The organism is Caulobacter segnis ATCC 21756, from assembly GCF_000092285.1.
Classification (GTDB): domain Bacteria; phylum Pseudomonadota; class Alphaproteobacteria; order Caulobacterales; family Caulobacteraceae; genus Caulobacter; species Caulobacter segnis.
Genome location: NC_014100.1, coordinates 862,164 through 887,614, shown reverse-complemented (window position 1 = coordinate 887,614; position 25,451 = coordinate 862,164). Strand labels below are relative to the sequence as shown.

18 protein-coding genes and 2 pseudogenes are annotated in these 25,451 nt (G+C 68.7%); 1 reads left to right on the top strand and 19 read right to left on the bottom strand.

Features of this window, described 5'->3' with window-relative positions; translation table 11 throughout:
* Window positions 1-155: 155 nt before the first annotated feature.
* The 19 genes and pseudogenes from CSEG_RS04130 to CSEG_RS04050 all read right to left on the bottom strand — a co-directional run bounded on the left by CSEG_RS04130 (window position 156) and on the right by CSEG_RS04050 (window position 23,977).
* A complete protein-coding gene (locus CSEG_RS04130; RefSeq protein ID WP_013078001.1) occupies window positions 156-1,442 on the bottom strand; it encodes a Xaa-Pro dipeptidase in 1,287 nt (428 codons plus the stop codon).
* Entirely contained in the window at window positions 1,439-2,725 is a 1,287-nt protein-coding gene (locus tag CSEG_RS04125) for an APC family permease (RefSeq protein ID WP_083778350.1), read from the bottom strand. Before CSEG_RS04125 ends, CSEG_RS04130 begins: the two co-directional genes overlap by 4 nt.
* A 133-nt stretch (window positions 2,726-2,858) precedes the next feature.
* Window positions 2,859-5,228 carry a TonB-dependent receptor gene (locus tag CSEG_RS04120; protein ID WP_013077999.1) on the bottom strand — a complete coding sequence of 790 codons (2,370 nt, stop codon included), beginning with the start codon at window positions 5,226-5,228 and terminating at the stop codon, window positions 2,859-2,861.
* A gap of 131 nt (window positions 5,229-5,359) precedes the next feature.
* Complete coding sequence (locus tag CSEG_RS04115) at window positions 5,360-7,378, bottom strand: tetratricopeptide repeat-containing sulfotransferase family protein (RefSeq protein ID WP_041538177.1); 2,019 nt, start codon at window positions 7,376-7,378, stop codon at window positions 5,360-5,362.
* A 190-nt stretch (window positions 7,379-7,568) separates the two neighbouring features.
* Window positions 7,569-8,810, bottom strand: coding sequence for an NAD(P)/FAD-dependent oxidoreductase (locus tag CSEG_RS04110; RefSeq protein ID WP_013077997.1), 1,242 nt, complete (start codon window positions 8,808-8,810; stop codon window positions 7,569-7,571).
* A gap of 120 nt (window positions 8,811-8,930) precedes the next feature.
* Window positions 8,931-10,328, bottom strand: a complete 1,398-nt coding sequence (locus tag CSEG_RS04105; protein WP_013077996.1) for a glutamine synthetase family protein — start codon at window positions 10,326-10,328, stop codon at window positions 8,931-8,933.
* Complete coding sequence (locus CSEG_RS04100) at window positions 10,325-11,728, bottom strand: aspartate aminotransferase family protein (RefSeq protein WP_013077995.1); 1,404 nt, start codon at window positions 11,726-11,728, stop codon at window positions 10,325-10,327. Before CSEG_RS04100 ends, CSEG_RS04105 begins: the two co-directional genes overlap by 4 nt.
* Window positions 11,725-12,495 carry a gamma-glutamyl-gamma-aminobutyrate hydrolase family protein gene (locus tag CSEG_RS04095; protein ID WP_013077994.1) on the bottom strand — a complete coding sequence of 257 codons (771 nt, stop codon included), beginning with the start codon at window positions 12,493-12,495 and terminating at the stop codon, window positions 11,725-11,727. The genes CSEG_RS04100 and CSEG_RS04095 overlap by 4 nt, the downstream gene beginning before the upstream one ends.
* A gap of 58 nt (window positions 12,496-12,553) precedes the next feature.
* Window positions 12,554-12,652: pseudogene (locus tag CSEG_RS23155) on the bottom strand (hypothetical protein); the annotation flags it as partial.
* Between the two features lie 3 nt (window positions 12,653-12,655).
* Complete coding sequence (locus CSEG_RS04090) at window positions 12,656-13,807, bottom strand: ABC transporter ATP-binding protein (protein ID WP_083778349.1); 1,152 nt, start codon at window positions 13,805-13,807, stop codon at window positions 12,656-12,658.
* 160 nt (window positions 13,808-13,967) lie between these two features.
* Window positions 13,968-14,897, bottom strand: a complete 930-nt coding sequence (locus tag CSEG_RS04085) for an ABC transporter permease (RefSeq protein WP_083778348.1) — start codon at window positions 14,895-14,897, stop codon at window positions 13,968-13,970.
* A gap of 85 nt (window positions 14,898-14,982) precedes the next feature.
* Window positions 14,983-15,891 (bottom strand): ABC transporter permease, encoded by a 909-nt coding sequence (locus CSEG_RS04080; RefSeq protein WP_013077991.1) that lies wholly within the window; start codon window positions 15,889-15,891, stop codon window positions 14,983-14,985.
* 148 nt (window positions 15,892-16,039) lie between these two features.
* A complete protein-coding gene (locus tag CSEG_RS04075) occupies window positions 16,040-17,146 on the bottom strand; it encodes an ABC transporter substrate-binding protein (protein ID WP_013077990.1) in 1,107 nt (368 codons plus the stop codon).
* A gap of 80 nt (window positions 17,147-17,226) precedes the next feature.
* Entirely contained in the window at window positions 17,227-18,606 is a 1,380-nt protein-coding gene (locus tag CSEG_RS04070; RefSeq protein ID WP_013077989.1) for a glutamine synthetase family protein, read from the bottom strand.
* A 142-nt stretch (window positions 18,607-18,748) separates the two neighbouring features.
* Window positions 18,749-20,137, bottom strand: a complete 1,389-nt coding sequence (locus CSEG_RS04065; protein ID WP_053463724.1) for an aspartate aminotransferase family protein — start codon at window positions 20,135-20,137, stop codon at window positions 18,749-18,751.
* Window positions 20,138-20,141: 4 nt separating this feature from the next.
* Window positions 20,142-20,304: pseudogene (locus CSEG_RS23690) on the bottom strand (hypothetical protein); the annotation flags it as partial.
* Window positions 20,301-21,746 carry an NAD-dependent succinate-semialdehyde dehydrogenase gene (locus CSEG_RS04060; RefSeq protein WP_013077987.1) on the bottom strand — a complete coding sequence of 482 codons (1,446 nt, stop codon included), beginning with the start codon at window positions 21,744-21,746 and terminating at the stop codon, window positions 20,301-20,303. The pseudogene CSEG_RS23690 and the gene CSEG_RS04060, both read right to left, overlap by 4 nt.
* Before the next feature lie 4 nt (window positions 21,747-21,750).
* A complete protein-coding gene (locus CSEG_RS04055) occupies window positions 21,751-23,241 on the bottom strand; it encodes an aldehyde dehydrogenase (RefSeq protein ID WP_013077986.1) in 1,491 nt (496 codons plus the stop codon).
* Window positions 23,242-23,305: 64 nt separating this feature from the next.
* The gene (locus tag CSEG_RS04050) at window positions 23,306-23,977 is read right to left on the bottom strand and encodes a GntR family transcriptional regulator (RefSeq protein WP_013077985.1); all 672 of its coding nucleotides are present in this window, start codon (window positions 23,975-23,977) and stop codon (window positions 23,306-23,308) included.
* A gap of 78 nt (window positions 23,978-24,055) precedes the next feature.
* Between CSEG_RS04050 and CSEG_RS04045 the strand changes: the two genes are divergently transcribed.
* Entirely contained in the window at window positions 24,056-25,375 is a 1,320-nt protein-coding gene (locus CSEG_RS04045) for an omega-aminotransferase AptA (RefSeq protein ID WP_013077984.1), read from the top strand.
* Window positions 25,376-25,451: the final 76 nt, after the last annotated feature.

Below are 25,451 nucleotides of genomic sequence, written 5' to 3'. Positions count from 1 at the left end.
TATAGGTCTATATAAGGAATTGCTCGTTTATGACCGTTTTTTAACCTGTCGCCGTCCGGGTGTGGGCGCCCGAAGGCCAGGACCATGCGTCCCATGCACGAGACCGCCCCGCGCCTCGCGCCTAGAGCGTTTTCCGACCAGCGTGAGACAGGGCTCTAGCGTTCGTCCTTCACCACGACGCCGCCCTTCATCACCTTGGGCGCGGCCATCAGGACCGAGATGTCCGCCAGCGGATCGCCCGCCACGGCGATCAGGTCGGCGTAGCAGCCCGGCGCGTCGCACCCCACCTGACCCGTCTTCGACATCAGTTCGGCCGCCACGGTCGTCGCCGACTGGATCGCCTGCATCGGCGTCATGCCGTACTTGACCATGTAGGGCATCTGGCGCGCGTTCCAGCCGTGCGGATAGACGCCGGCGTCGGTGCCGTAGGCGATCTTGACCCCCGCCTTCACGGCCTTGCGGAAGCCCTCGCGCTGGGCGTCCGTGGTCTCGCGGTTCTTGCGGATCATGCCGTCGGGCCAGTGGTGCTCGCGGCCATAGGTGTCGATGAAGTCGCCGTTGTAGATGTCGGCCACCAGGAACGCGCCCTTGGCCTTCATCAGGGCGATCCCCTCGTCGTCGATCAGCGAGCCGTGCTCGATCGAGCGGACCCCGGCGCGGACGGCGGTCTTGATCCCCTCGGCGCCGTGGGCGTGGGCGGTGGCGTAGGTCCCGCGCTTGGCGGCCTCCTCGACGGCGGCGCGGATCTCGTCTTCGGAGAGCTCCAGCTGGCCGGGCTCGGTGCCCTCGGTCAGGACCGCGCCGGTGGCGATCAGCTTGATGAAGTCGGCGCCATGGACCAGCAGGTCGCGGACCTTGCGATGCACGTCGGCGGCGTCCTCGACCACGCCCCGCCGCATCTCGGCGGGGATGGTGACATCCAGCGCGATCCCGGTGAGCTCCCCGCCCCCGCCCGGCGCGGTGACATAGGCGCCGGCCACCGACATGCGCGGCCCCTGGACATAGCCGGCCTCGATCGCGTCGCGCAGGGCGACGTCGCCGAACGCCCGCCAGGTCCCGACGTCGCGCACGCTGGTGAAGCCGGCCATCAGGGTCTCGCGCGCGTGGGCGGCGCCGATATAGGCCTGCTGGGCGGCGCTGCGCAGCAGCGGCAGGGCGATGTTCTCGCTCTGCTCGTCGTCGACCAGATGGGTGTGCATGTCGATCAGGCCGGGCAGCACGGTGAGCTTGCTCCAGTCCGTCACCGGACCGTCCGTCGGCGGCGTGGTCCAGGCGGTGACGGCGGTGATCCTGCCATCCTCGATGCGGATCAGGCGGTCGGTCGCGACCTTGCCCGCCTGAGGGTCGATCAACCGCCCGGCGCGCACATAGGAAACTTCGCCCGCGCTTGCGGCGGTGGCGAAGGCGGCCGCCAGCGCGGCCAGGACGAAACGCGCGATCATTCCACGGACTCCGAGGATCGGCGGCCCACATGCCGCATCCAGACATAGAGCGGCGCGCCGGCCGCCAGCAGCACCAGGCCCCAGAAGGTCACCGACCAGCCGGCGCCATAGAAGGTCCAGGCCGAATAGATGGCCGCGACGCCCGCGACGATCGCCAGCCCGGGCGACAGCGGCATCCTGCCCTCGCGCCCCAGCTTCAGCACGGCCAGCGAGCAGAAGAGATAGGCGAACAGGCTGGAGGCCGTGGACAGCAGGGCCATGAAGGTGAAGGCGTCGGCCAGCGACTTGGCGTAGTTGGCCAGCACCAGGATCGTCACCAGCGCGCTGGACAGCAGGTGGGCGCGCACCGGCGTCCCGTTCGCCGAGGTCTTGGCCATCCAGGCGGGGAACACCCCGTCGCGGGCCATGGCCGCCGGCAGCTCGCCCTGCAGCAGCACCCAGCCGTTCAGGGCGCCCAGGGCGCTGATCGAGGCGAAGGCCGCCAGCACCAGACGCAGGTCGCCGCCGCCGTGGAAGGCCACGAAGTCGGCCAGCGGCGCGTTCGAGGTCTGCAGCACCGCGACCGGGGTCAGCAGCAGCACGCCGGACGACACCAGCAGATAGACAAGGCCCGTGAAGGCCGCGCCCAGCAGGGTGGCGCGCGGAATGGTCCGCTGGGGGCGGTCGACCTGCTCGGCGGGGATCGTCGCCGACTCCACGCCCAGCAGGGCCCATAGGGTGAGCGCGGCCGCGGCGGTGACGCCGCCGGCCGACAGGGCGGAGGGCTCGAACGGCGCGATCGCCGCCGGCCCCTTGCGCAGCAGGATCAGGCCCGCCAGGCCCGCCACCGCCGCCAGCGGCAGCAGCTTCAGCACCGTGGTCAGGAGCTGGGTCCAGCCGGCCGCCCGCGCGCCGACGCAGTTGATCGCGGTGACCGCCCACACCACCGCGACGGTGACCAGGGCGGCAAGGCCCGGCGTCTTGGCCAGGGCGGGAACGAAGACGCTGGCGTAGCTGACGCTGGCGATGGCGATGGCCGCGTTGGCGACCCACACCGAGATCCAGTACGACCAGGCGACCAGGAAGCCCGCCGGCCGCCCGAACGCCTCCTCGGTATAGGCGAACGGCCCGCCCGCGCGCGGAAAGGCCTGGGCCAGCCGCGCGAAGACCAGGGCCAGGCACATCGCGCCGCCAATGGTGATCAGCCAGGCGAAGACGGCGTTCCAGCCATAGGGCGCCAGCGACGCCGGCAGCATGAATACGCCCGACCCGATCATGTTGCCGACGACCAGAGCCACGCACATCCAAAGGCCTAAGGGCTTGGGGGGCTTGGAACCGGAGGTCTTCACATCAAATCCATTCTCCCCGGCCACGCGGGGAAAAGGCGAAACGAAAAGGGGCGGCCCGTCGGACCGCCCCTCGTCTTCCCACCTTGAACTAGAACGTCTTGCCCAGCTTGATCCCGAAGGTCCGCGGCTGGTTCGGGACGGTGTAGGTCATCGGATAGCAGAGGCTCTCGGAGCACTCGGCGTAGCGGTTGAGGCTGGCCCGCTTGTCGAAGATGTTCTTGATGTAGACCGACAGCGACAGGCCGTCCTTGTCGATCCCCGTCGAGGCGTCGACCGTCGAGTAGCCCGGCTGCTTGCCGATCAGGCCGCGCTCCTCGGTGCGCAGGTCGGTCCAGTTGCTGGTCTGGCCGACATACGAACCCTGGGCGAAGGCGTCCCAGTCGCCGAGATTGAAGTCGTAGCGGACCGTGACATTGCCCTTGAACTTGGGCGTCACCGGCAGGACCTGGCCGTCGGGGGCCTGGGGCGAGGCGCACTCGGTGATCGGGTTGCCCGCAGTGTCGGTGAAGCCGCAGTAGTTGGCGCTGAGCTTGGCGTCGGTGTAGGCGGCCGAGGCGTTGATCGTCAGGCCCGGCGCCGGAACCCAGGTGATGTCGCTCTCGACGCCCTTGATGCGGGCCTGGTTGGCGTTCTTGATCTCGGTGAGGCCGTTGGCGCCCAGGATCGAGAACTGGAAGTTCTTCCAGTCCTCCATGAACACCGCGCCGTTCCAGCGGAAGCTGTTGTTGAACCAGGTGGTCTTCCAGCCGGCCTCGTAGTTCTTCAGGTAGTCGGCCTGGTAGGGCGGCAGGGTCGAGCGGCGGTTGATGCCGCCAGGCCGGAAGCCCTTGGAGTAGGTGGCGTAGACCAGCTTGTCGCCATCGATCTTGTAGGTGAGCGTCACCTTGGGAACGTTGCCGCTCTCCTTCACGGCCTTGTCCAGGTTCGTACAGGGCGAGCCCTCGACCACGGCGGGCTTGAAGCAGGCCCGCTCGCCGGTCGAGCCGTAACCCGCGCCGTAGCCGTAGAAGCCGACCAGGGTGTTGCGCGCCTTGAAGAAGCGGATGCCCGCCGTCAGCATCAGCTGGTCGGTGATGTCGTACTCGGCCTGGCCGAACACGGCCTTGTCGCGGTCGACGCGGTCCTGCTTGGTCAGCCAGATCGTGCCCGTATAGCCGGGCACCGAGTAGTCGCTGCCCAGGCCGTCGATCTTGTAGTTCTGGAAGATGTGGTGCTTCTGCTTCTGGTAGAAGCCGCCGACCACGAACCGCAGCTTCTGGTCCTGGGGCGAAGCGATCCGGATCTCGTGGCTTTCCTTGCGATAGCGATCCTTGCCCTGGATGTACTGCGAGGGATTGACCAGGTTGCCGGCGTTGTCGGTCCAGTAGAAGCCCGAGCCCAGCTGGTCGTAGAAGTACGAGTAGTCGGTGTAGTCCGAATTGACGACGTCGTTTCGCTTCAGATACGAGCCGGAATAGGTGACGTCTAGATTGGCGACCTGCCCCTCGATGGTCATGGCCGCCTGGACCCACTTGTCCTTGCTGCTTTCCGGATAGAAGTGGGAGACCTTCAGGTCGCCGACCTTGGGGTCGTAGGCGAACAGGCCGCCCACCTTCTGCACCTGGCCCATGACCTGGGGCGTGACCACCCAGTTGTCGTCCAGCTCGATGCGCAGGGCCGCGCGGCCGCCCTGGGTGTAGACCGAGTTGTAGTTCTTCTCGACCCGGTTGTTGTTGTTGATGGTGACGTCGTTGGTCGGATCGTCGTCGCCGCGGGTGTAGGTGCGCGTGCCCGCCACGTTGTCGATATAGCCGGCGTCGCGGACGTCCCAGCCGACGAGGCGCACGGCGATCTTGTCCGACAGCGGGATGTTGACGAAGCCTTCCAGGGTGTGGCCGGTCCCGCCGCCGTCCACCTTGTTGGCCTCGACGTCGACCCCGGCCTTGAAGCCGGTCGAGGTGGGCTTGTTGGTGATGATGCGGATCGTGCCGGCCTGGGAGCTGGCGCCGTACAGCGTGCCTTGCGGACCGGCCAGGGCCTCGACCCGGGCGATGTCGTAGACGTGGACGTCCAGCGCGCCCTGGATGGTGGTGACCGGCTGTTCGTCCAGATAGACGCCGACGCTGGGCAGCGAGCCGGAGTGGTTGCCGTCCCCGCCGCTGGCGACGCCGCGCATATAGACCTGGCCGAAGCCCGGCCCGCTGGTCGTGAACGACACGCTGGGCAGGTACTTCACATAGTCGACGAAGGCGCCGACCTGCAGCTGCTCAAGCTTCTCGCCGCCCAGGGCCTGGATGCTGACCGGCACGTCCTGCAGGTTTTCGGAGCGCTTCTGGGCGGTGACGACCACCTCTTCCAAGGCGGTGGCGCTTTGCGCGGCCTGGCTCTGGGCGTGGGCCAGACCCGTCATCATGGTCGAGGCCATGAGGGCCGCGGAATAGACGCCGACCCTCCTCGAACGAACCGTTCCCAGCGACATCATTCGCTCCCCTAACCCCATTTGAGGGAACGATGTTCGACCCGCGCCGAAGAGTCCGGCAAGCTTGGAAATTACAGTCCCGTGTCAATTCGCGGGAGTGTTGCAGAAATGGCAAGAACCGCGACAGATGGTCAAATAACGGGCGCATCCGGATAGGCGTCGAGGACTGGGCCCAACGCCGCTTTGAGCGGTCCCAGGTGCGACTCGAATTTCTGCCAGTGCTCGACCGCGTCCTTGAAGATCGGGCGTCGGACCTGCTCCGAACTGGCCGTGCGCACGGCCCGCTCGGTCTTGTGCGGCGTCAGGCAGGCCGCCTCGAACGGCAGGCCGCAGTGGTCGAGCAGCGCGCGGATCTCCGCTTCCGGATCGGCGATCATCGCCTCGTAGATCACCCGGTGGACGCGGCCCGGCAGAACCGCGTCGAAGTGCGCCATCAGCTCCACATAGTCGGCGTAGTAGCGGCCGATGTCGGTCAGGTCGTAGCTGAACGCCTGGCCCCGCGCGAAGTGCTGCTTGAAGCCCGAGAAGCAGCAGCCCAGCGGATGGCGCCGGGCGTCGATGATCTTCGCGTTCGGCAGGATCAGGTGGATGAAGCCCGCATGTGCGAAGTTGTTGGGCATCTTGTCGATGAAGAACGGCTTGTCGGTCTTGCGCTGCACCCGCGTGCGCTCGATGAACTCCTCGCCCAGTTCGCGCAGCTGCTCGGGTGACAGCTCGGCCAGCACCTCGGGATAGCGGGACTCGGCGCGGTGGACCGTCTTGCCGCCCAGGCGGCGGGCCATGACGATCAGGTCGGGCAGCTCCATGGTGCCCTCGACCATCGAATGGCTGGCCAGGATCTGCTCGATCAGGGTCGAGCCGGCGCGCGGCAGGCCGACGACGAAGATCGGATCCGGAGCGTCCGCGCCCTGCCCCGCTCGCGCCGCCAGGAACTCGCGGGTGAACAGAGCCTTGGTCCGCGCGGTCTCGGCGGCGTTCTCCTCGGGGTCGTAGTCCAACTGCTTGCGGCGGATGGCGGCGCCGGCGGCGTAGTGGGCGAACGACTCGTCCCAGGCCTCGGCGTCCTCGTGCGCCTTGCCCAGCGCGTAGCGCAGATGCAGGCGGTCGTCGTCCGACAGTCCGGCGACGTCGAGCGCGGCGGTCATGGCCGCGACGTCCTCGGCGCTGAAGGTCACGGTCTTCAGATTGGCCAGACTCCACCAGGCCTCGCCCAAGGTCGGCGCCTGGTCCAGCGCCTGGCGGTAGGCGGCGATCGAGTCGGCCTGGCGGCCCACCGTCTTCAGCGCATGGCCATAGCTCATCCAGCCCTTCGGCTGGTTGGGATAGTCGGCCAGCATCCGTTCGCAGACCGCGATGGCCTGCTCGTACTCGCCCAGGCGCGCCAGGATCGCCGCGCGCAGATTGGCGTAGCCGGGGTGGCGCGGCTCCTTGTCGGTCAGGCGCTGGATTTCGGCCAGCGCCTCGGCGTTCTTGTTCTGGCGATAGAGCATGGTCGCCAGGTTGTGGCGCGCGGCGGCGAAGTTCGGGGCCAGCTCCAGGCAGCGGGTCAGCAGGCCCTCGGCGTCGGCGTAGCGGCCCAGGCGCGCGCCGGTCTCGGCCAGCATGCGGATGGCGGCGACGTCGGCCGGATCGGCCTTCAGCCGCTCGCGCAGCAGGCGCTCGGCTTCGCCCAGGCGGTCCTCGCCCAGCGCCGTGGCCGCCTCGATGAGCAGCGGATCGCGGGTCGAGGCGCGCAGCTGCCGCGCCAGGGCCCGCTCGGCGCCGGCCTCGTCGCCGAGCAGCGCCAGGTTTTCGGACAGGCCCCGCCAAGCTTCGGAGAGGCGCGGCTCCAAGGCGCTGGCGCGGTCGAAGGCCTGGGCGGCCTCGGCCGTGCGGCCCAGGCGCTCCAGGCACAGGCCAAGCTCCAGTTGGGCCAGCGGCAGGTTCGGCAAGGCCTTGGCCAGCGGCGCGATGGTCTCGAGCGCGGCCTCGGTCTCGCCGGCCAAGCGAAGCGCCGTGGCCAGCAGCCGCGTGGTGTCGGCGTGGCGCGGCACGACCTCCAGGATCGCCCGCGCCTGCTCGGCGGCGAGGCGCGGATCGCTCTCCAGCAGGCGCTCGGCGTTGGCGAACGCGTCGGCGAGACTGGCGGCGGGAGCGGTCGTGGTGGTCATCGGGCGAGGAGAGCGGGCGGACGGCGGGGGTGTCAATGCGTACCAACCTTCCTCCCCATTAGGGGGAGGTGGCGCGCTGCGAATACGCAGCGTGACGGAGGGGGTCGCGCAAGCGTACGGCGTCGGCAAGCCCCCTCCACCGGCGTTCGCCGGTCCCCCTCCCCCGATGGGGGAGGAAGGCGGGCTTAGCTCACAACCGATCCCGCAGCGCGTACCAGCTGAGCCCCGCCACGGTCAGCGGCCAGCGCAGCCACCGCCCGCCCGGGAACGGCGGGGTGGGAACGCGCGCGAGCAGGTCCAAGGCCTCCGCCTTCTCCTCCGCCAGCAGCTTGCCGACATAGGGCGCCAGCATCACGCCCTGCCCCGAATAGCCGGACGCCACGCGCACGCCCGGCGCGACCTCGCCGACGAACGGCATGCGGCTCATGGTGATGCCCAGGGTCCCGCCCCAGGCGTGGGTCAGTTCGACCGCGGCCAGGCGCGGATAGACCTTGGCGAGGTTCTTTCGGACCATCCCCGCGATGTCGCGCGGGAAGCCGGGGCGATAGTTCTCGCCGCCGCCGAACAGCAGCCGCCCGTCCGGCGTCTTGCGGAAGTAGTTGACGACGAAGCGGCTGTCGGAGACCGCCGCGTTGGAGCGGATGATCTCGTCGGCCAGGGCGCCCAGCGGCGCGGTGACGGCGATGAAGTTGTTGATCGGCATGACCCGCGAACGCGCCGTCCCGGCCATGGCGTTGAGGCAGCCGTCGCCGGTGAGGATCAGCCGCTCGCAGGTCACCCGGCCGCGCGCGGTCTCGACGACGATCTTGCCGCCCTCGCGTCGCCAGGTCTCGGCGCGGGTGTGTTCGTGGATCACCGCGCCCGCGGCCATGGCCCGGCGCGCCATGCCTTGGGCCAGCTTCAGCGGGTGGACGTGGCCGCCGCCGCGGTCGATCAGGCCGCCGAAATAGACGTCGGTTCCCAGCTCATGGGCGAGCTCGGCCTCGTCGATCAGCGCCAGTTGGTCATAGCCGTAACGGCCGCTCATCAGGTCGGCATAGGCGGCGTCCTCGGCCTCGCCGTTCGGCTTGTGGCGGGCGTGGATCATGCCCGGCCGCCAGTCGCAAGGAACCGTGTCGGTCAGGGTCTTGAAGTGAGCGCGGGCGTCCTCGGCCAGCCGCCACAGCGAGAGCGCGTCGTCACGGCCGACGGCTTTTTCAAGCCACGCCTGGTCGCGCCGCTGGCCGGTATGGACCTGCCCGCCGTTGCGCCCCGTGGCGGCGGCGCCGACGTGGGCGGCTTCCAGGACGATCGCGCGGCTCCCCAGCGCCAGCGCCGCGCCGAGACCGGTGAAGCCGGCGCCGACGACGCAGACCTCGGCGAAGGCGTCGCCGGATAGCGGCGGCAGGTCAGGACGATCGGAAGCGGTGGCCTCGTACCAGTTCCCCGTCATCACTTGCCCCCACCTGACCGCTTCGCGGTCGTCCGCCCCCGGAGGGGGCGGAAGGTGCGCACCAGCCTTCTTCCCCCTTTGGGGGAGGAGGGCCGCAGGCCCGGAGGGGGCGAGTAGCAACTACACATTCAGCAGCAGGAACTCCCGCTCCCACGGGCTGATCGTGCGCATGAAGGTCTCGTACTCGGCCTGCTTCACGCGGTCATAGGCGGCGCAGAAGGTCGGACCGAGGATGTCGACCAGGGGCTCGCAGGCCTCGAACAGCTTCAGCGAGTCCGACAGGCTGCGCGGCAGTTGCACGCCCAGCACGCTGGCGTCGGTGGCGACCGGCTCCGAGGGCTTGAGGCCCTGGACCATGCCCAGATACCCGGCCGCCAGCGAGGCCGCGATCGCCAGGTACGGATTGGCGTCCGACGAGGGGATGCGGTTCTCCAGGCGCCGGTTGGCCGGATCGGACGGCGGCACGCGCAGGCCGCAGGTGCGGTTGTCGTAGCCCCACTGGGTGTTGACCGGCGCGCCGGAGTCCTTGGCGATGCGGCGGTAGGAGTTCACGTACGGCGCCAGGATCGCCATGATCGCCGGCAGGAAGGTCTGCTGGCCGGCGATGAAGCCGTGGAAGAGTTCGGTCTCCTCGCCCTTCTCGTCCGAGAACAGGTTGCGCCCCTTCCGGTCGACGATCGACTGGTGGATGTGCATGGCGCTGCCGGGCTCGGACGCCATCGGCTTGGCCATGAAGGTCGCGTAGATCTCGTGCTCCAGCGCCACCTCGCGGATGGTGCGCTTCATCATGAAGACCTGGTCGGCCAGCTCCAGCGGATGGCCGTGGCGCAGGTTGATCTCCATCTGCGCCACGCCGCTTTCATGGATCAGGGTGTCGATCTCCAGGCCCTGGCGCTCGGAGTACTCGTACATGTCCTCGAACAGGGCGTCGAACTCGTTGACCGCGCTGATCGAATAGCCCTGGCGGCCCGTCTCCGGACGGCCCGAGCGGCCGATCGGGGGTTTGAGCGGATAGTCCGGGTCGGTGTTGCGGTCGACGAGATAGAACTCGATCTCCGGCGCGACGATCGGGTTCCAGCCCTTCTCGTCATACAACGCCAGCACGCGGCGCAGCACCTGGCGCGGGGACTCCTCGACCGGGCGGCCGTCGGGGTGGAAGGCGTCGTGGATGACCTGGGCGGTCGGGTCCTGCGCCCACGGCACGGCGGCCAGGGTCGCGAAGTCCGGGGTCAGGAAGATGTCGGTGTCGGACTGCACCGCGTTCACCGCCCCCTCGAACTCGGGGAAGTCGCCGGTGATGGTCTGGTAGAACACCGCCAGCGGCAGGTTCATCGACGGCGTACCCAGGAACTTGCGCACCGGCATGATCTTGCCGCGCGCCACGCCCGCCAGGTCGGGCACCACGCACTCGATCTCCTCGATGTGCTGGCGGGCGAACCAGTCCTTGGCTTCCTCGATCGTCGAGACGCCGCGATCCAGGATCTGGTCGCGCTTGGCCTTGTTGTGCTTGGGCTTCATGACACCGCCTCCAGTTTCAACGCGCGGAGGATGGGTTCGGCTTCGGTCAGGGACTTTTCGATGATCCCGACCAGCTCGTCGATCTCGGCGTGGGTGATGATCAGCGGCGGGCAGCAGACGATGCTGTCGCGGATGGCGCGGACCATCAGGCCGTTCTTGATGCAGATGTCGCGGACGATCGGACCCGCCTCGCCTTCCTTGTCCAGGAAGCGATGGTTGGTCCCCTTTTCGCGCACGATCTCGACCGCGCCGATCAGGCCCAGCGACCGGGTCTCGCCGACCAGCGGGTGGCCGTTCAGCCGCGCCAGCGCCTTCGCCAGATAAGGACCGGCGTCGTCGCGGGCGCGCTCGACCAGGCCCTCGCGCTCGATGATCTCGATGTTCTTCAGCGCCACGGCCGCGCAGGTCGGGTGGCCCGAATAGGTGAAGCCGTGGATGAAGTCGCCGCCCTTCTCGCGCAGCTCGGCGACGATGTGGTCGGCCACGCCGACGGCCGAGATCGGCAGGTAGCCGGACGACAGGCCCTTGGCCATGGCGATCAGGTCCGGCTTGATCCCGTAATGCTGGTGGCCAAACCACTGGCCCAGGCGCCCGAAGCCGCAGATCACCTCGTCGCAGACCAGCAGGATGCCGTACTTGCGGCACAGGGCCTCGACCGCGGGCCAGTAGCCGTCCGGTGGGATGATCACCCCGCCCGCCCCCTGCACCGGCTCGCCGATGAAGGCCGCGACGTTCTCGGGGCCGATCTCGAGGATCTTGTCCTCGATCTCCTTGACGGCCCGATCGCGGAAGGCGGCGGGATCCTCGCCAAAGCCGTCGCCGAACGGATAGGGCTGCATCACGTGGTGGACGCCGGGGATCGGCAGGTCGCCCTGCACATGCATGTGCTTCATGCCGCCCAGCGACACGCCCGCCACGGTCGAGCCGTGATAGGCGTTCCAGCGGCTGATGAAGGCCGTGCGGCTGGGCTGGCCCTTCAGCTTCCAATAGTGGCGGACCAGGCGGAAGACCGTGTCGTTGGCCTCCGAGCCGGACGAGTTGAAGAAGACGTGGGTCAGATGCCCGCCCATCTTCTCGGCGATCTTGGCCGCCAGCTTCACGGTCGGCGGCGTCGTCGTCTTGAAGAAGGTGTTGTAGTACGGCAGCTCCAGCATCTGCTCGTAGGCCGCCTCGGCCAGCTCGGTGCGCCCGTAGCCGACATTGACGCACCACAGGCCGGCCATGCCATCGAGGATGCGATGGCCGTCGCCGTCGGTGATGTAGCAGCCCTCGGCGCGGGTCACGATCCGGCTGCCCCCCAGCTCGAAGATCACCTTGTGGTCGGCCTGGGCCGGCAGGTGGTGGGCGAGGTCGAGACGCTTGAGCTCGGCGACGTCGTGGTTGCGGATCGGGACGGTCATCTTGAAGCTCCTGGGGTATCGACGACGAGCGGCGCGCCTCTGAGGGCGCGTCCGAAGATTTCGAAGAAGATTTGTGATTGCCGGTTCTGGGCCGGCTTCCATTCGGGGTGCCACTGGACAGCCAGCACGGGCGCGCCGTTGACGGTGGCGGAGAAGGCTTCGACCACGCCGTCGGGGGCGCGGGCTTCGACGGCGAGGCCTTCGCCCAGCCGGTCGACGCCCTGGTAGTGGACCGAATTGACCACCGCCGCCTCGGCCCCGAAGGCCCGCGCCAGCACGCCGCCCGGGGTCAGGGCGACCTCGTGCGTGTGGTCGAACATGCCGTTGAAGTCGACGTCGTCGGGGGCGTGGTGAGCGATCAGGTCGGGATTGGCCGCCATGTCCCGCCGCAGCGTGCCGCCGAACGCGACATTGATCTCCTGGAAGCCCCGGCAGATCCCGAACACCGGCTTGCCCAGGTCCAGCATGGCCTTGATCAGATCGGCGGTCATGCCGTCGCGCGCGGTGTCGAACGGGCCCGGCGCGTCGCCGATCTCCTCGCCATAGAGCGCGGGGTCGAGGTTCGAGGGACTGCCGGTCAGCATCAGCCCATCCAGCCGACCGACAACCTCTGCCGCCCGCATCCGGCCCGGCAGCGACGGCACCAGCAGCGCCGCCACGTCCGCGTGGGCCATCGTCGCCTCGACATAGCGGCTCATCACCGCCTGGGCCGGCTCGATCCCGACCGTGCGCGTGCAGCAGATGATCCCGGCGACGGGGCGGGTCATGGGCGCAGCGCCCTCTCTCGCTCCCTTTCGCTCGTCATCCCGGAAGCGCGTAGCGCTATCCGGGACCCAGGGGCCGGCGCATCGCGGTCGCCCCTGGGTCCCGGCTCTCCGCTTCGCTGCGGCCGGGATGACAAGCTTTGGTTGGCTTGAAGGGCATGGGTCACGACAGCAGCACCGCCGGCGAGCAGGCGTGCCAGCACAGCCACACCGTCTCGCCCAGCTTGAAGTCTTCCTGATCCCAGCGGGTCAGGTTCGAGCGCTGGACCTTCACGCGCCGCCCGCTTCCCGAGGGCGTGGCGATCTCGACCTCGTAGGTCGAGGAGCCGCCCAGATAGGCCTCGTGCTTGATGACGCCCGGCACCGCGTTGAAGCCCTTGGGGCAATCGCCCAGGTTCGGCGGCTCGTCGCCTTCCTTCTTGTGCAGCTCGATCTTCTCGGGGCGGATCGCCGCCCAGGCCGTACCGCCGCGCGGGCCGGTGACGCCGTGGTCCAGGAAGATGTCGACCGGCAGGTCCGGCGACTTGATCACCGCGTGGCTGGGCTCGTCGACGGCCAGCACGCCCTCGAACAGGTTCACCTGGCCGATGAAGTCGGCGACGAAGCGGCTGTTGGGGAACTCGTAGAGATCACTGGGCGTGGCCACCTGCTGCAGCACGCCCTTGCTCATCACCGCGCAGCGGGTGGCCAGGGCCAGGGCCTCGTCCTGGTCGTGGGTGACCATGATGAAGGTGATCCCGACCTTCTCCTGCAGGGTGCAGAGCTCGGTGCGCATCTGCTCGCGCAGTTTGGCGTCCAGGGCCGACAGCGGTTCGTCCAGCAGCAGCACGCGCGGCCGCTTGACGAGGGCCCGGGCCAGGGCGACGCGCTGGCGCTGGCCGCCGGACAGCTGATCAGGCTTGCGCTCGCCAAGGCCGCCCAGTTGCACCAGCTCCAGCGCCTCGGCCACGCGCTGGTCGCGCTCGGCCTTGGGCACGCGGTCGACCTTCAGGCCGTAGGCGACGTTGTCGGCCACGGTCATGTGCGGGAACACGGCGTAGGACTGGAACACCATGTTCACCGGCCGCTTGTTGGGCGGGATGTTCGAGATGTCCTGGCCGTCGATCAGGATCCGCCCCTCGGTCGGCGTCTCGAAACCGGCCAGCATCCGCAGCAGGGTGGTCTTGCCGCAGCCGGACGGTCCCAGCAGCGCGAAGAACTCGCCCTCGTTGACGGTCAGCGAGACGTTGTCGACCGCCGCCAGCTTGCCGAAGCGCTTGGTGACGTTCTCGAAGGTGATGATGGGTTTGGTCACTTCGATTGTCCCCCGACACACAAGTTTCCGAACAAAGCGCCCCCTCCGGCACAATGCGTATCCGCATCGCGCCACCTCCCCCGCGTTGCGTGGGAGGAAGAAGCCGCACCCTCCTCACCCGTGAAGCGGGGGAGGTGGATCGACGCGAAGCGGCGAGACGGAGGGGGCGCTGCGAGCACGCTCATTTCGCGTCCCCCGCCCCATGCCCCGCCGCGGCGGCCGGGTTGCCTTGCAGTTTCAGCGCCGCCGCCGTCAGCAGCACGGTCAGCACGATCAGCACCGTCGAGGCCGCGTTGACCTCGGGCGTCACCGAGAAGCGGACCATCGAATAGACCTTCACCGGGAAGGTCACCGTGTCGGGCCCGGCGGTGAAGAAGGTGATGACGAAGTCGTCCAGGCTCAGCGTGAAGGCCAGCAGCGCGCCGGCGATCAACGACGGCGCCATGTGCGGCAGGATCACGTCCCTGATGGTGCGGAACTCGCCGGCGCCCAGGTCGCGGGCCGCCTCCTCCATCTCGCGATTGAAGCTGGCCATGCGGGCCCGCACCACCACCGCCACGAACGGGAACGAGAACGAGACGTGGGCGATGATGATCGCGCCCAGGTTCAGCGGCCACGGCAGGCCTTGCGGCCAGGGCATGACCTTGGCGAAGAACACCAGCATGGCCACGCCCATGCAGATCTCGGGCACCACGATCGGCAGGGCCAGGGCGCCGTCCAGGGCCGTCTTGCCCGGGAAGCGGAAGCGCCACAGGACCAGCGCCGCCAGGGCGCCGATCACCAGGCTGACCACCGTCGAGACCGCCGCGATCGTCAGGCTGTTGGCGAAAGCCTCCAGCAGCGCGGAATCGTTGAACAGCTTCTCGTAATATTTGAGCGTGAAGCCCTTCCAGACGATGTTGCGCCGGCTGTCGTTGAAGCTGAAGACCATCAGCGCGATCAACGGCGCGTAAAGGAAGATCCCGACGGCGGCCAGCCACAGGCGCATGGGCCAGCGGCGCAGGTACTCCAGCGGACCGGGGGGCGAGCGTTTGGTCATCAGAGCGCCCCCTCCGTCTCGTCGCCTATCGGCGCCGATCCACCTCCCCCGTTGTACGGGGGAGGATGACATCCCTCCTCACCCGCGGAGCGGGGGAGGTGGCGCGCCGCGGATACGCGGCGTGACGGAGGGGGCGCTAGGGCTCGGATCGAGAAGCTCATCCCTTGGCCTCCGGCGTGCGCTTGGCCAGGACGGCCTGGATCGCGATGGCGATGAAGGTCAGGTACATCAGCAGGAACGACATCGCCGCGCCGAACGGCCAGTCGTTGGCGCGCTTGAACTGGCGCTCGATGACGTTGGCGATCATCTGGCTGTCGGGACCGCCCAGCAGGTCCGGCGTCAGATAGGCGCCGAGCGCCGGAATGAAGGTGATCAGCACGCCCGAGGCGATGCCCGGGATGGCCAGCGGAACCACGACCTTGAAGATGGTCCGAAGGTGCCCGGCGCCAAGGTCCAGGCTGGCTTCCAGCAGCGACTTGTCCAGCCGATCCAGCGCCGAATAGAGCGGCAGCACCATGAATGGCAGGTGGACGTAAACGAGGCCCAGGATCACCGCGAAATTGTTGTGCAGCAGGCCCAGCGGCTGGAAGTCGCCGAGCGGCTGCAGGCCCACCAAGGCGGCCAGGCCGCTGCCGCCGTTCCACAGCCATTCCAGGCCCTGGTTCACATAGCCCTCGGTGCGCAGCACGGCGATCAGGGCGTAGGTGCGGATCAAGAGGTTCGTCCAGAACGGCAGCATGATCAGCAGCAGCAGCCAGGCCTTGGCCTTGTCCGAGGCAAAGGTGATGGCCAGCGCCACCGGGAAGCCGGCCACCAGACACAGCGCCGTGGTCAGGGCCGCCACCCAGGCCGACTTCAGGAAGATCTTCAGGTACAGCGGCTCGATCGCCCGGGCGTAGTTGTGGAACGTCCCGGTGATCTCGATCTCGGTCAGGCCCGCGTTGTGGCCGAAGCTGTAGGCCCAGACGATCGCCATGGGCGCGAGAAAGAACAGCACCAGCCACACCAACGGCGGTCCCAGCGCCGCGGCGAAGACGGCTTTGGCCTGTTTCCAGGATTGTTCCATGGAGCTCGTCCTTCTCCCTTCCCCCTTTGATGGGGGAAGGGCGGGGTTGGGGGTGACAGCCGTTCAGAACAAGGCGAGGCCGGAGTGACGTCCGCCGCCGGCGTCACCCCATCCCCAGCCCTTCCCCATCAAGGGGAAGGGAGCTTCTTCAGGCCGCCCGCACCCGGGTGATCAGTTCCTCGTACTGGCTGGCCTTCTCCGCGCCCTCGAAGGCGCCGTACTCGCACTTGGCCATGACGTCGGCGGGCGGGAAGATGACCTTGTTGTTCTTGTAGTCGTCCGGCATCAGCGCCTTGGCCGCCGCGTTCGGGGTCGGGTACAGGATCGTCTTGCTGATCTCGGCCCCGGCCTGCGCGTCCAGCAGGTAGTTGATGAAGGCGTGGGCGTTGTTCGGACGCGGCGCGCCCTTCGGGATGCACAGGGTGTCGCTGTTGATCAGCGACCCTTCCTTCGGCACCACGAAGTCGAGGTCCGGGTCGTCCTTCATCACCTGGGCGATGTCGCCGTTGTACTCCAGCACCAGATCGACCTCGCCCGAGACCAGCAGGTCCTGGCCGTTGTCGTCGTGGAAGGCCTTCACGAACGGCTTCTGCTTGATCAGCATCTGCTCGATCTTCGGCAGCATGTCCTCGGGGATGTTGTTGACCGAGTGGCCCAGGTACTTGGCGCACAGGCGCACCAGGTCGGCGCTCTCGGACAGCAGGGCGATGCGGCCCTTGTACTTGTCGCTGTCGAACAGCCACTTCCAGCTGTCGGGCACGCCCTGGACCTTGCTCTTGCGATAGCCGATGCCCAGCAGCAGCCAGGTGTAGGGCATCGAGAACTTGCGACCCGGGTCGTATTCCGGATCGAGGAACGACGGGTCGATGTTCTTCATGTTCGGGATCTTGGCGTGGTCCAGCGGCTCCAGCAGGCCGGCCTGGCTCATGCGGGTCACGAACTCGTTCGACGGCACGATCACGTCGAAGCCGGGATTGCCGGCCTTCAGCTTGGCGAACAGCTCGTCGTTGGTCGCGAACAGGCTCATGTTCACGTCGACGCCGGTGGCCTTCTTGAAGTCGCCCAGCGTCGTCTCGCCGATATAGGTGTCCCAGTTGTAGAAGTTCAGCTTGGGCTCTTCGCCGCCCGGGGTGGCCTTGGGCTTCTCGCCGCAGGCGGTGAAGGTCAGGCCAATCGCGGCCGCGCCGGTGGCCGTCAGGAGCGAGCGGCGGCTGAGGCCCGCCTTCTGAAGTCCCCGCTGGGTGATCGTGCTCATCGTCTCGAAACTCCCCTTATCGCTTCGTCCAATGCGGGGCCCAGGGCCCGCGGCTGAGTTCACGCTACAGCGCCGCGCCGTCAGGCGTTGCGCAGGTACCAGTCGAAATCCAGTTCGGTGACCACCTCGAAGAAACGCGCCTGTTCCGTGCGCTTCACCGACACGAACATGTCCACGAAACGGTCGCCGAGATAGTCGCGCAGCACGGTCGATTGCTCGAAGAGGTCGACCGCCGCGAACCAGTTGTTGGGCAGGCGGATGTTCTCCTTGGCCGCCGCCGCGTAGCCGTCGCCGACCACGGCCGCGCCGGGATCGATCTTGTGGGTGATGCCGTGGTGGGCGCTGGCCAGCAGCACGGCGAGCACCAGATACGGATTGCCGTCGGCCCCGGCGACGCGGTGCTCGACGTGGCGGGTCTTGGGCGGACCGGCCGGCACCCGCAGGCTGACGGTGCGGTTGTTGACGCCCCAGGTGGGCGCGACGGGCGCGTAGCTGTTGGCCTTGAAGCGACGATAACTGTTGGCGTTCGGGGCCAGGATCGCCATGCCCTCGCCCAGCAGCGCCTTCATGCCGCCGATCGCGTGCTTGAGCAGGTCCGAGCCCTCGAGGTCCTCGCTGGCGCAGAGGTTGTTGCCCGCCGCGTCGTTGACGCTGAGATGGACGTGGAAGCCGTTGCCGGCGCGGTCGCTCCACGGCTTGGCCATGAAGGTCGCCTCGCAGCCGTGGCGCAAGGCCACGCCCTTGGCGGCGCGCTTGTAGAGCACCGCGTCATCGGCCGCGCGCAGGGCGTCGGGCTTGTGCATCAGGGTCAGCTCGACCTGGCCCGGCGCGAACTCCGAGATCGCGCCTTCCAGCGGCACGCCGATCGTATCGGCCGTGTCCCACAGCTCGCGCAGGAACGGGGCGTGGGCCTCAAGCTCGGGCAGGCCGTAGACCTGGATCCCCGTGGGCGCCATGCCGGTCAGGGCCGACTTGGCGGGCAGCAGCTCGCCTCGGGGACCGCGCTGCAGGTCGACGAGATAGTATTCCAGCTCGCAGGCGGCGACCGGCGTCAGGCCGTCGGCGGCGTAGCGATCCAGCACCCGTTGCAGCACGTGGCGCGGGTCGAGGTCGTTGGGCGTGCCGTCCAGCTCGTACAGCGACAGCATCACCTGGGCGACGTCGGGGCCCAGCCACGGCGCCAGGGTCAGCGTCCCCGGCACGGGCCGCGCGCGGCGGTCGGCGTCGCCGTCCTCCCAGACCAGGCCCGTGTCCTCGCAGTCGGCGCCGGTGGTGTCGACCACCAGGATCGAGCCGGGCAGGAAGCGGCCGTAGGCGTAGATCGCCTCAAGCTCATGCACCCGCAGCCGCTTGCCGCGCGGCACGCCGGTCATGCTGGTGAAGAACACCTCGACGAACCGCACCTGCGGATTGGCGGCCAGGAAGTCCCGGCATTCCTGGATATCGGCGACGGCGCTCATGCGGACGCCCCCTCCACCGCTTCGCGGTCCCCCTCCCCCGTTGCACGGGGGAGGATGATGCCCCTCCTCACCCGCAAAGCGGGGGAGGTGGATCGATGCGAATACGCATCGAGACGGAGGGGGCGCTCAAATCGCGAAAAACTCATTCCATATTCCCCATCTCCGCCGCGAAGCCGTCGACGGCCGCGACCAGCCGGTCGATCGCCGCGTCTTCGGTGACGGGCGAGACCAGCATCATGTTGTGGAAGGGCGCGATCAGCACCCCTCGGTTGATCAGCCACAAGTGCAGCGCTTCCACGGCCTCGTGGTCCAGCACTTTTCGCATCTGCCCGGCGTTCCTGGGCGGCGGATCGGCGAAGACCAGCTCCACCCGCGCGCCCACATGGACGACCGACCAGGCCAGCTTACGCGCCGAGATCACGCCCTTGAGGCCCGCCACCAGCCGCTCGGCGCCGGCCAGCATCCGGGCGTAGGCGGCGTCGGTCATCACTTCGGTCAGCATGGCCCGCATGGCGGCCATGGCCAGCGCATTGCCCGACAGCGTCGTGCCGATGCCGGACTGGCCGGGACCGATCCTTAGCTGGGCTTCGTCCATCCGCGCCGACAGTTCGGCGGTGACGCCCCACACCGCCGCCGGCACCCCGCCGGCGATGGCCTTGCCCAGCACGAAGACGTCGGGCTCCAGCCCATGGGCGCGGGTGTAGCCGCCGGGGCCGGTCGAGATCGTGTGGGTCTCGTCGATGATCAACAGGGTCCCGGCGTCGCGGGTCAGTCGGCGCAGGGCCTCATGAAAGCCAGGCTCGGGCAGGATCATCCCGCAGTTGGTCATCACCGGCTCGGCCAGGACGGCGGCGACCTGATCCGAGGCCAGGGCCATCTCCAGCGCGGCGAGGTCATTGAACGGGACCACCCAGGTGGTGGCGGTCAGGTCGTGGACCTGGCCCAGCAGGCCCGGCTTCATCACCGGCTCTGCTCCCCCTGGGCCGTCCTTCAGCACCACGAAGGCGTCGTCGACCATGCCGTGATAGCAGCCGTCGAACACCAGGATCACCGGACGGCCGGTGACCGCCCGCGCCCAGCGGATCGCCGCGCGGTTGGCGTCGCTGGCCGTGGTCGCCGTCTGCCACAGCGGCAGGCCGAAGCGCTCGGCCAGCAGCTTGCCGACGATGGCGGCCGAAGCGGTCGGCAGCATGAAGCCCGCGCCGCGCTTGATCTGGTCGGACACGGCGGCGGCCACCGACGCGTCGCCATGCCCGAACATCGACGGCGTGTCGCCCAGGCAGAAGTCGTCATAGAGCTTGCCGTCGACGTCGGTGATCTGCGCTCCGACGCCCTGGGCGGCGAAGATGGGCGACGGGCTCGCCCAATCGTTCATCCAGTGCATCGGCGCGCCGCCCCGCCAGTGCGCGGCGGCCGCCTTGGCCATGGCGGCGGAGCGAGGATGCTCGGCCGCGAAGCGGGCGCGTTCCTGGTTCAGCAGATCGGCGAGAGGCCTGGAGAGTTCGGTGATCATTCCACCGTCCCTCCCCATTCAACCGTCATTCCCGCCCTTGTGGCGGGAACCCCTGGTTCAGCCCGTACGTACGGCGCCAGCGGACCGCCTGCGGTCCGCCCCTCCTGCCCTCGCGGCGGACAGAGGGGTTCCCGCCACAAGGGCGGGAATGACGGGTGTATTTGTTGGGGCTGAGAGAACGTCATCCCACCCCGCCAAAGCACAGGTACTTGGTCTCCAGATACTCCTCGAGCCCCTCGGACGAGCCCTCGCGGCCCAGGCCGCTTTCCTTGACCCCGCCGAACGGCGCGACCTCGGTGGAGATCAGGCCTTCGTTGATCCCGACCATGCCGGCCTCGATCTTCTCGGCCACGCGCCAGCAGCGGGCGACATCACGGCTGTAGAAGTAGGACGCCAGGCCAAAGGGCGTGGCGTTGGCTAGATCGATCGCTTCCTGCTCCGTCTCGAACTTCACGACCGGCGCGACCGGGCCGAAGATCTCCTCGTTGAACAGGCGCATTTCGGGCGTCGCGCCCGACAGCACGGTAGGCTGGTAGAAGAGGCCGCCCAGCGAATGGCGGTCGCCGCCGACCACCGCCTTGGCGCCGCCGGCCACGGCCTCGCGGACCAGGGCCTCGACCTTCTGGATGGCCTTCTCGTTGATCAGCGGACCGATCTGGACGCCCTCGCCGGTCCCGGGCCCGACCTTCATCGCCGCGACCTTTTCCGCGAGGCGCGCGACGAAGGCGTCGTGGATGCCCGACTGCACGAGGAGGCGATTGGCGCAGACGCAGGTCTGGCCGGTGTTGCGGTACTTGGAGGCGATGGCGCCGTCGACGGCGGCCTCCAGATCGGCGTCGTCGAAGACGATGAAGGGCGCGTTGCCGCCCAGCTCCAGCGACAGCTTCTTCATCGTGCCGGCGCACTGTTCGTACAGCACCTTGCCAATCGGGGTGGAGCCAGTGAACGACAGCTTCCGCACCCGGCCGTCCTCGCACAGCGTCTTGCCGACGGCGCTGGAATGGGTGGTCGTCACCACGTTCAGCACGCCGGCCGGCACGCCCGCCTCGATCGCCAGGCGCGCGATGGCGAGCGCGCACAGCGGCGTCTCGGCCGCCGGCTTGACCACCACGGTGCAGCCCGAGGCCAGGGCCGGCCCGACCTTGCGGGTGATCATGGCGATCGGGAAGTTCCACGGCGCGATGGCCGCGCACACGCCGACCGGCTGCTTGATCGAGGCCAGGCGCTTGCCGGGCATTGGGGTCGGGATGGTGTGGCCGTAGGCGCGCTTGGCCTCATCGGCGAACCAGTCGATGAACGCCGCCCCGTAGGACACCTCGCCCTTGGCTTCGGCCAGCGGCTTGCCCTGCTCGGCGGTCATCAGGCGGGCCAGGTCGTCGGCGTGGGCGAGCATCAGGTCGCTCCACTTGCGCAGGATCGCGCCGCGCTCCTTGGCCGTCCGCGCGGCCCAGGCCGGGAAGGCGCGATGGGCGGCGTCGATGGCCAGGGTCGTCTCGCTCTCACCGAGGTCGGCGACCTTGGCGATCACCGTTCCGTCGGCGGGATTGAGCACGTCGAAGGTCTTGTCGCCCTGGACCCAGAGGCCGTCGATGAAGGCGTCGGTTTCAACGAGATTCAGAGTGGTCATGGGGCTACCTCAGCGTCACGGACACCGACTTCAGGTCGGCGTACTTGTGCAACGCATGAAGGCTGCGGTCGCGGCCGAAGCCCGACTGCTTGAAGCCCCCGAACGGCATGGTGATGTCGCAGGCGTCCCAGCCGTTGACCCAGACGAGCCCGGCCTTCAGCCGCCGCGCGCCGCGCAGGGCGCGGTTGACGTCGGACGTCCAGAGGCCGGCGGCCAGGCCATAGACAGTGTCGTTGGCCAGGGCGATCGCCTCGTCCTCGGTGGTGAAGCTCATCACCCCCAGCACCGGCCCGAAGACCTCCTCGCGGGCCAGGGCGTGGCTGGGCTGCAGGCGGTCGAAGATGGTCGGCTCGACATAGAAGCCGCCGGTCTCCTTCAGCACCTGGCCGCCGCCCAGCACCCGCCGCGCGCCCTGGCTGCCGGCGATGGCGATGTAGCCCAGCGCGGTGTTCATCTGCCGCTCGCTGACCATGGCGCCGAACTGGGTCGAGGGATCCAGCGGATCGCCGACCTTCATGCCCTTGGCGACCTCGGCGACGCGCTCGACGAAGGCCTCCTTGATCGAGGCCTCGACCAAGAGGCGCGAGGCGGCGGTGCAGACCTCGCCCTGGTTATAGAACACGCCCCAGGCGGCGGCCTGGGCGGCGGCTTCCAGGTCGGGGCAGTCGGCGAACACGATCTGGGGCGACTTGCCGCCCAACTCCAGGCTGATCCGCTTCAGGTTCGAGCGCGCGGAATATTCCATCAGCTTGCGGCCCACCGGGCCCGAGCCGGTGAAGGCGATCATGTCGACGTCCATCGACAAAGCCAGGGCCTCGCCGGTGACCGCGCCAAAGCCGGGGACGACGTTCAGGACCCCCGCCGGCAGCCCCGCTTCGAGGGCCAGCGCGCCCAGCTTCAGGGCTGTCAGCGGCGACTCCTCGGCGGGTTTCAGCACCACCGAATTGCCCATGGCCAGGGCCGGGGCGACCTTCCACATCGCCATGTGCAGCGGGAAGTTCCACGGCACGATCGCCCCGATCACGCCCAGCGGCTCGTGGACGGCGTAGCTCAGGCGATCCACGGGGGAAGCCCCGACCTCGCCATAGACCTTGTCCAGCGCCTCGGCGTACCAGCGGCAGGTGTTGATCGCGAGGGGGATGTCGACGTTGCGGGCGTCGCTGATCGGCTTGCCGACGTCGAGGCTCTCCAAGAGGGCCAGCTCGTCGGCGTCGCGCTCCATCAGCTCGGCCAGGCGGAACAGCACCGCCTTCTTGGCGCGCGGGCCCTGGTCGCGCCAGCGGCCGTCCTCGAAGGCCGTGCGGGCGGCGAACACCGCCAGGGCCACGTCCTCTTTCTGGCAGGCGGCGACCTTGTTCAGCAGCTGACCGTCGCGCGGCGAGACATTGTCGAAGGTCTCGCCCGACAGCGCGTCGACGTGAGCGCCGTCGATCACCGCCTGGCTCGGCAGAGCGAGGCGCGCGAGGCGTTCGGTGATGTCGGCGGGCAGGGTCACTGGGGCTGATCCCTTTTATTGTGATCACAGTTTGCGCGGGCTTGGCCGCTGTCAAGCCGGCCGCTCACGTGATGGCCTCCACGGCGGCGCGCATCTTATCCATGCCTTCGGAAAGGTCAGCGGCGATGGCGCGCCGGGCGCCGTCGGCATCCTTGGCCTTGAGCGCGGCGATCGCCTCGGCGTGGCGGTCGGCGGCCAGGCCGTCGGCCCCCACCCGGCCGAACACCACGCGCATGAACGGCCCGACCTGCAGCCACAGCCCGCCGGCCATGGCCTCCAGCACCTCGGCCCCGGCGCGCTCGTAGATCGCGAAGTGGAAGGCGTGGTTGGCGGTCATGTAGCGGTCGACGTCGCCCAGCCGCAGGGCCTCGTCGACGTCGGCGTCGATGGCCTGCAGCTGGCGGACCAGGCTGGCGTCGGCGCGCGCGGCGGCCCGGGCGGCCAGCTCGGGCTCGACCCACAGGCGGGCCAGCGAGAGCTGCTCCAGCCGGTCGGCGGTGAGCGAGGGCACGGACAGGCGCTTGTTGGCCGGGTTGATCGCCAGGGCGCGCTCGGCCGCCAGCCGCCGCACGGCGTCGCGCACCGGCATCGGCGAGACGCCGAGCTCCGCGGCCAGGCTGCGCAGGGACACGCCCTTGCCCGGCGCGATCCGGCCGGTGATCAGCGCCTGCCGGATCGCCTCGTAGACCTGGTCGTGCACGGCTGTCTGATCGGCGAGCGGCTTGCGGGTCTTCATCCCGGACTTTCCGTGAAGGGCTTGCAAGTTGACGCGTAATTGCGATCACAATGCAAGAGATCTCCAAGGAAGTTCGCCATGCCCGACTTCGGCGCCAACGACCTCGACGCCTTCTGGATGCCGTTCACGCCGAATCGGCGGTTCAAAGCCCATCCCCGTATGCTCTCCTCGGCCAGCGGCATGTGGTACCGCACGCCCGAGGGCCGCGAGGTGCTGGACGCGACCTCGGGCCTCTGGTGCGTCAACGCCGGCCACGATCGTCCGAAGATCCGCGAGGCGATCCAGAAACAGGCGGCGGAGATGGACTACGCCCCCTGCTTCAACATGGGCCATCCGCTGGCCTTCCAGTTCGCCTCGCGCCTGGCGCAGATCACGCCGAAGGGCCTGGACCGCATCTTCTTCACCAACAGCGGCTCGGAGTCGGTCGACACCGCCCTGAAGATCGCCCTGGCCTACCACCGCGCTCGCGGCAAGGGGACCAAGACCCGGCTGATCGGCCGCGAGCGCGGCTATCACGGCGTCGGCTTCGGCGGCATCTCGGTGGGCGGCATCCCCAAGAACCGGATGTACTTCGGCGGCTTGCTGACCGGCGTCGACCACCTGCCCCACACCCACGGCCTGCCCGGCAACCAGTTCGCCAAGGGCCAGCCGGAGCACGGCGCGCACCTGGCCGACGAACTGGAGAAGATCGTCGCCCTGCACGACGCCTCCAACATCGCCGCGGTGATCGTCGAGCCGGTGGCCGGCTCCACCGGCGTGCTGATCCCGCCGAAGGGCTATCTGGAGCGCCTGCGGGCGATCTGCGACAAGCACGATATCCTGCTGATCTTCGACGAGGTGATCACCGGCTTCGGCCGCGTCGGCGCGCCCTTCGCCGCCGACCGCTTCGGCGTCACGCCCGACCTGATCTGCATGGCCAAGGGCCTGACCAACGCCGCCGTGCCCTGCGGCGCGGTCGCCGCCTCAGGCCAGATCTACGACGCATTGATGGAGGGCGCGGACGCCCCCATCGAGCTCTTCCACGGCTACACCTACTCGGCCCACCCGCTGGCCTGCGCGGCGGGCCTGGCGACGCTGGAGACCTACCAGGAGGACGACCTCTTCGCCCGCGCCGCCGGGATCGAGGGCTACTGGCGGGACGCCGTCCACAGCCTGGCCGACGCCCGCCACGTGATCGACGTCCGCGACCTCGGCCTTGTCGCCGGCATCGAGCTCTCCCCCCGCCCCGGCGCCCCGACCGCCCGGGCGATGGAGGTCTTCGAGACCTGCTTCGACGAGGGCCTGCTGATCCGCGTGACCGGCGACATCATCGCGCTGTCCCCGCCCCTGATCCTGGAGAAGAGCCACATCGACCGGATGGTCGAGACGATCCGGACCGTGCTGGGCCGGGTGGACTAGCGGCAAAGCTTCTAAACCCGACCTCAACCCTTCTTCCCCATCCTGCGCGATCGCAGCGGAGATCGGACGTGGCTCA

Coding starts and splice junctions, on each gene's coding strand:
- CSEG_RS04120 (WP_013077999.1), bottom strand. CDS start 5,228: ATGTCGCTGGGAACGGTTCGTTCGAGGAGGGTCGGCGTCTATTCCGCG.
- CSEG_RS04100 (WP_013077995.1), bottom strand. CDS start 11,728: ATGACCGTCCCGATCCGCAACCACGACGTCGCCGAGCTCAAGCGTCTC.
- CSEG_RS04130 (WP_013078001.1), bottom strand. CDS start 1,442: ATGATCGCGCGTTTCGTCCTGGCCGCGCTGGCGGCCGCCTTCGCCACC.
- CSEG_RS04095 (WP_013077994.1), bottom strand. CDS start 12,495: ATGACCCGCCCCGTCGCCGGGATCATCTGCTGCACGCGCACGGTCGGG.
- CSEG_RS04065 (WP_053463724.1), bottom strand. CDS start 20,137: ATGGGGAGGGACGGTGGAATGATCACCGAACTCTCCAGGCCTCTCGCC.
- CSEG_RS04105 (WP_013077996.1), bottom strand. CDS start 10,328: ATGAAGCCCAAGCACAACAAGGCCAAGCGCGACCAGATCCTGGATCGC.
- CSEG_RS04080 (WP_013077991.1), bottom strand. CDS start 15,891: ATGGAACAATCCTGGAAACAGGCCAAAGCCGTCTTCGCCGCGGCGCTG.
- CSEG_RS04085 (WP_083778348.1), bottom strand. CDS start 14,897: ATGTCATCCTCCCCCGTACAACGGGGGAGGTGGATCGGCGCCGATAGG.
- CSEG_RS04070 (WP_013077989.1), bottom strand. CDS start 18,606: ATGAGCGCCGTCGCCGATATCCAGGAATGCCGGGACTTCCTGGCCGCC.
- CSEG_RS04115 (WP_041538177.1), bottom strand. CDS start 7,378: ATGACCACCACGACCGCTCCCGCCGCCAGTCTCGCCGACGCGTTCGCC.
- CSEG_RS04110 (WP_013077997.1), bottom strand. CDS start 8,810: ATGACGGGGAACTGGTACGAGGCCACCGCTTCCGATCGTCCTGACCTG.
- CSEG_RS04125 (WP_083778350.1), bottom strand. CDS start 2,725: ATGTGCGTGGCTCTGGTCGTCGGCAACATGATCGGGTCGGGCGTATTC.
- CSEG_RS04075 (WP_013077990.1), bottom strand. CDS start 17,146: ATGAGCACGATCACCCAGCGGGGACTTCAGAAGGCGGGCCTCAGCCGC.
- CSEG_RS04045 (WP_013077984.1), top strand. CDS start 24,056: ATGCCCGACTTCGGCGCCAACGACCTCGACGCCTTCTGGATGCCGTTC.
- CSEG_RS04060 (WP_013077987.1), bottom strand. CDS start 21,746: ATGACCACTCTGAATCTCGTTGAAACCGACGCCTTCATCGACGGCCTC.
- CSEG_RS04050 (WP_013077985.1), bottom strand. CDS start 23,977: ATGAAGACCCGCAAGCCGCTCGCCGATCAGACAGCCGTGCACGACCAG.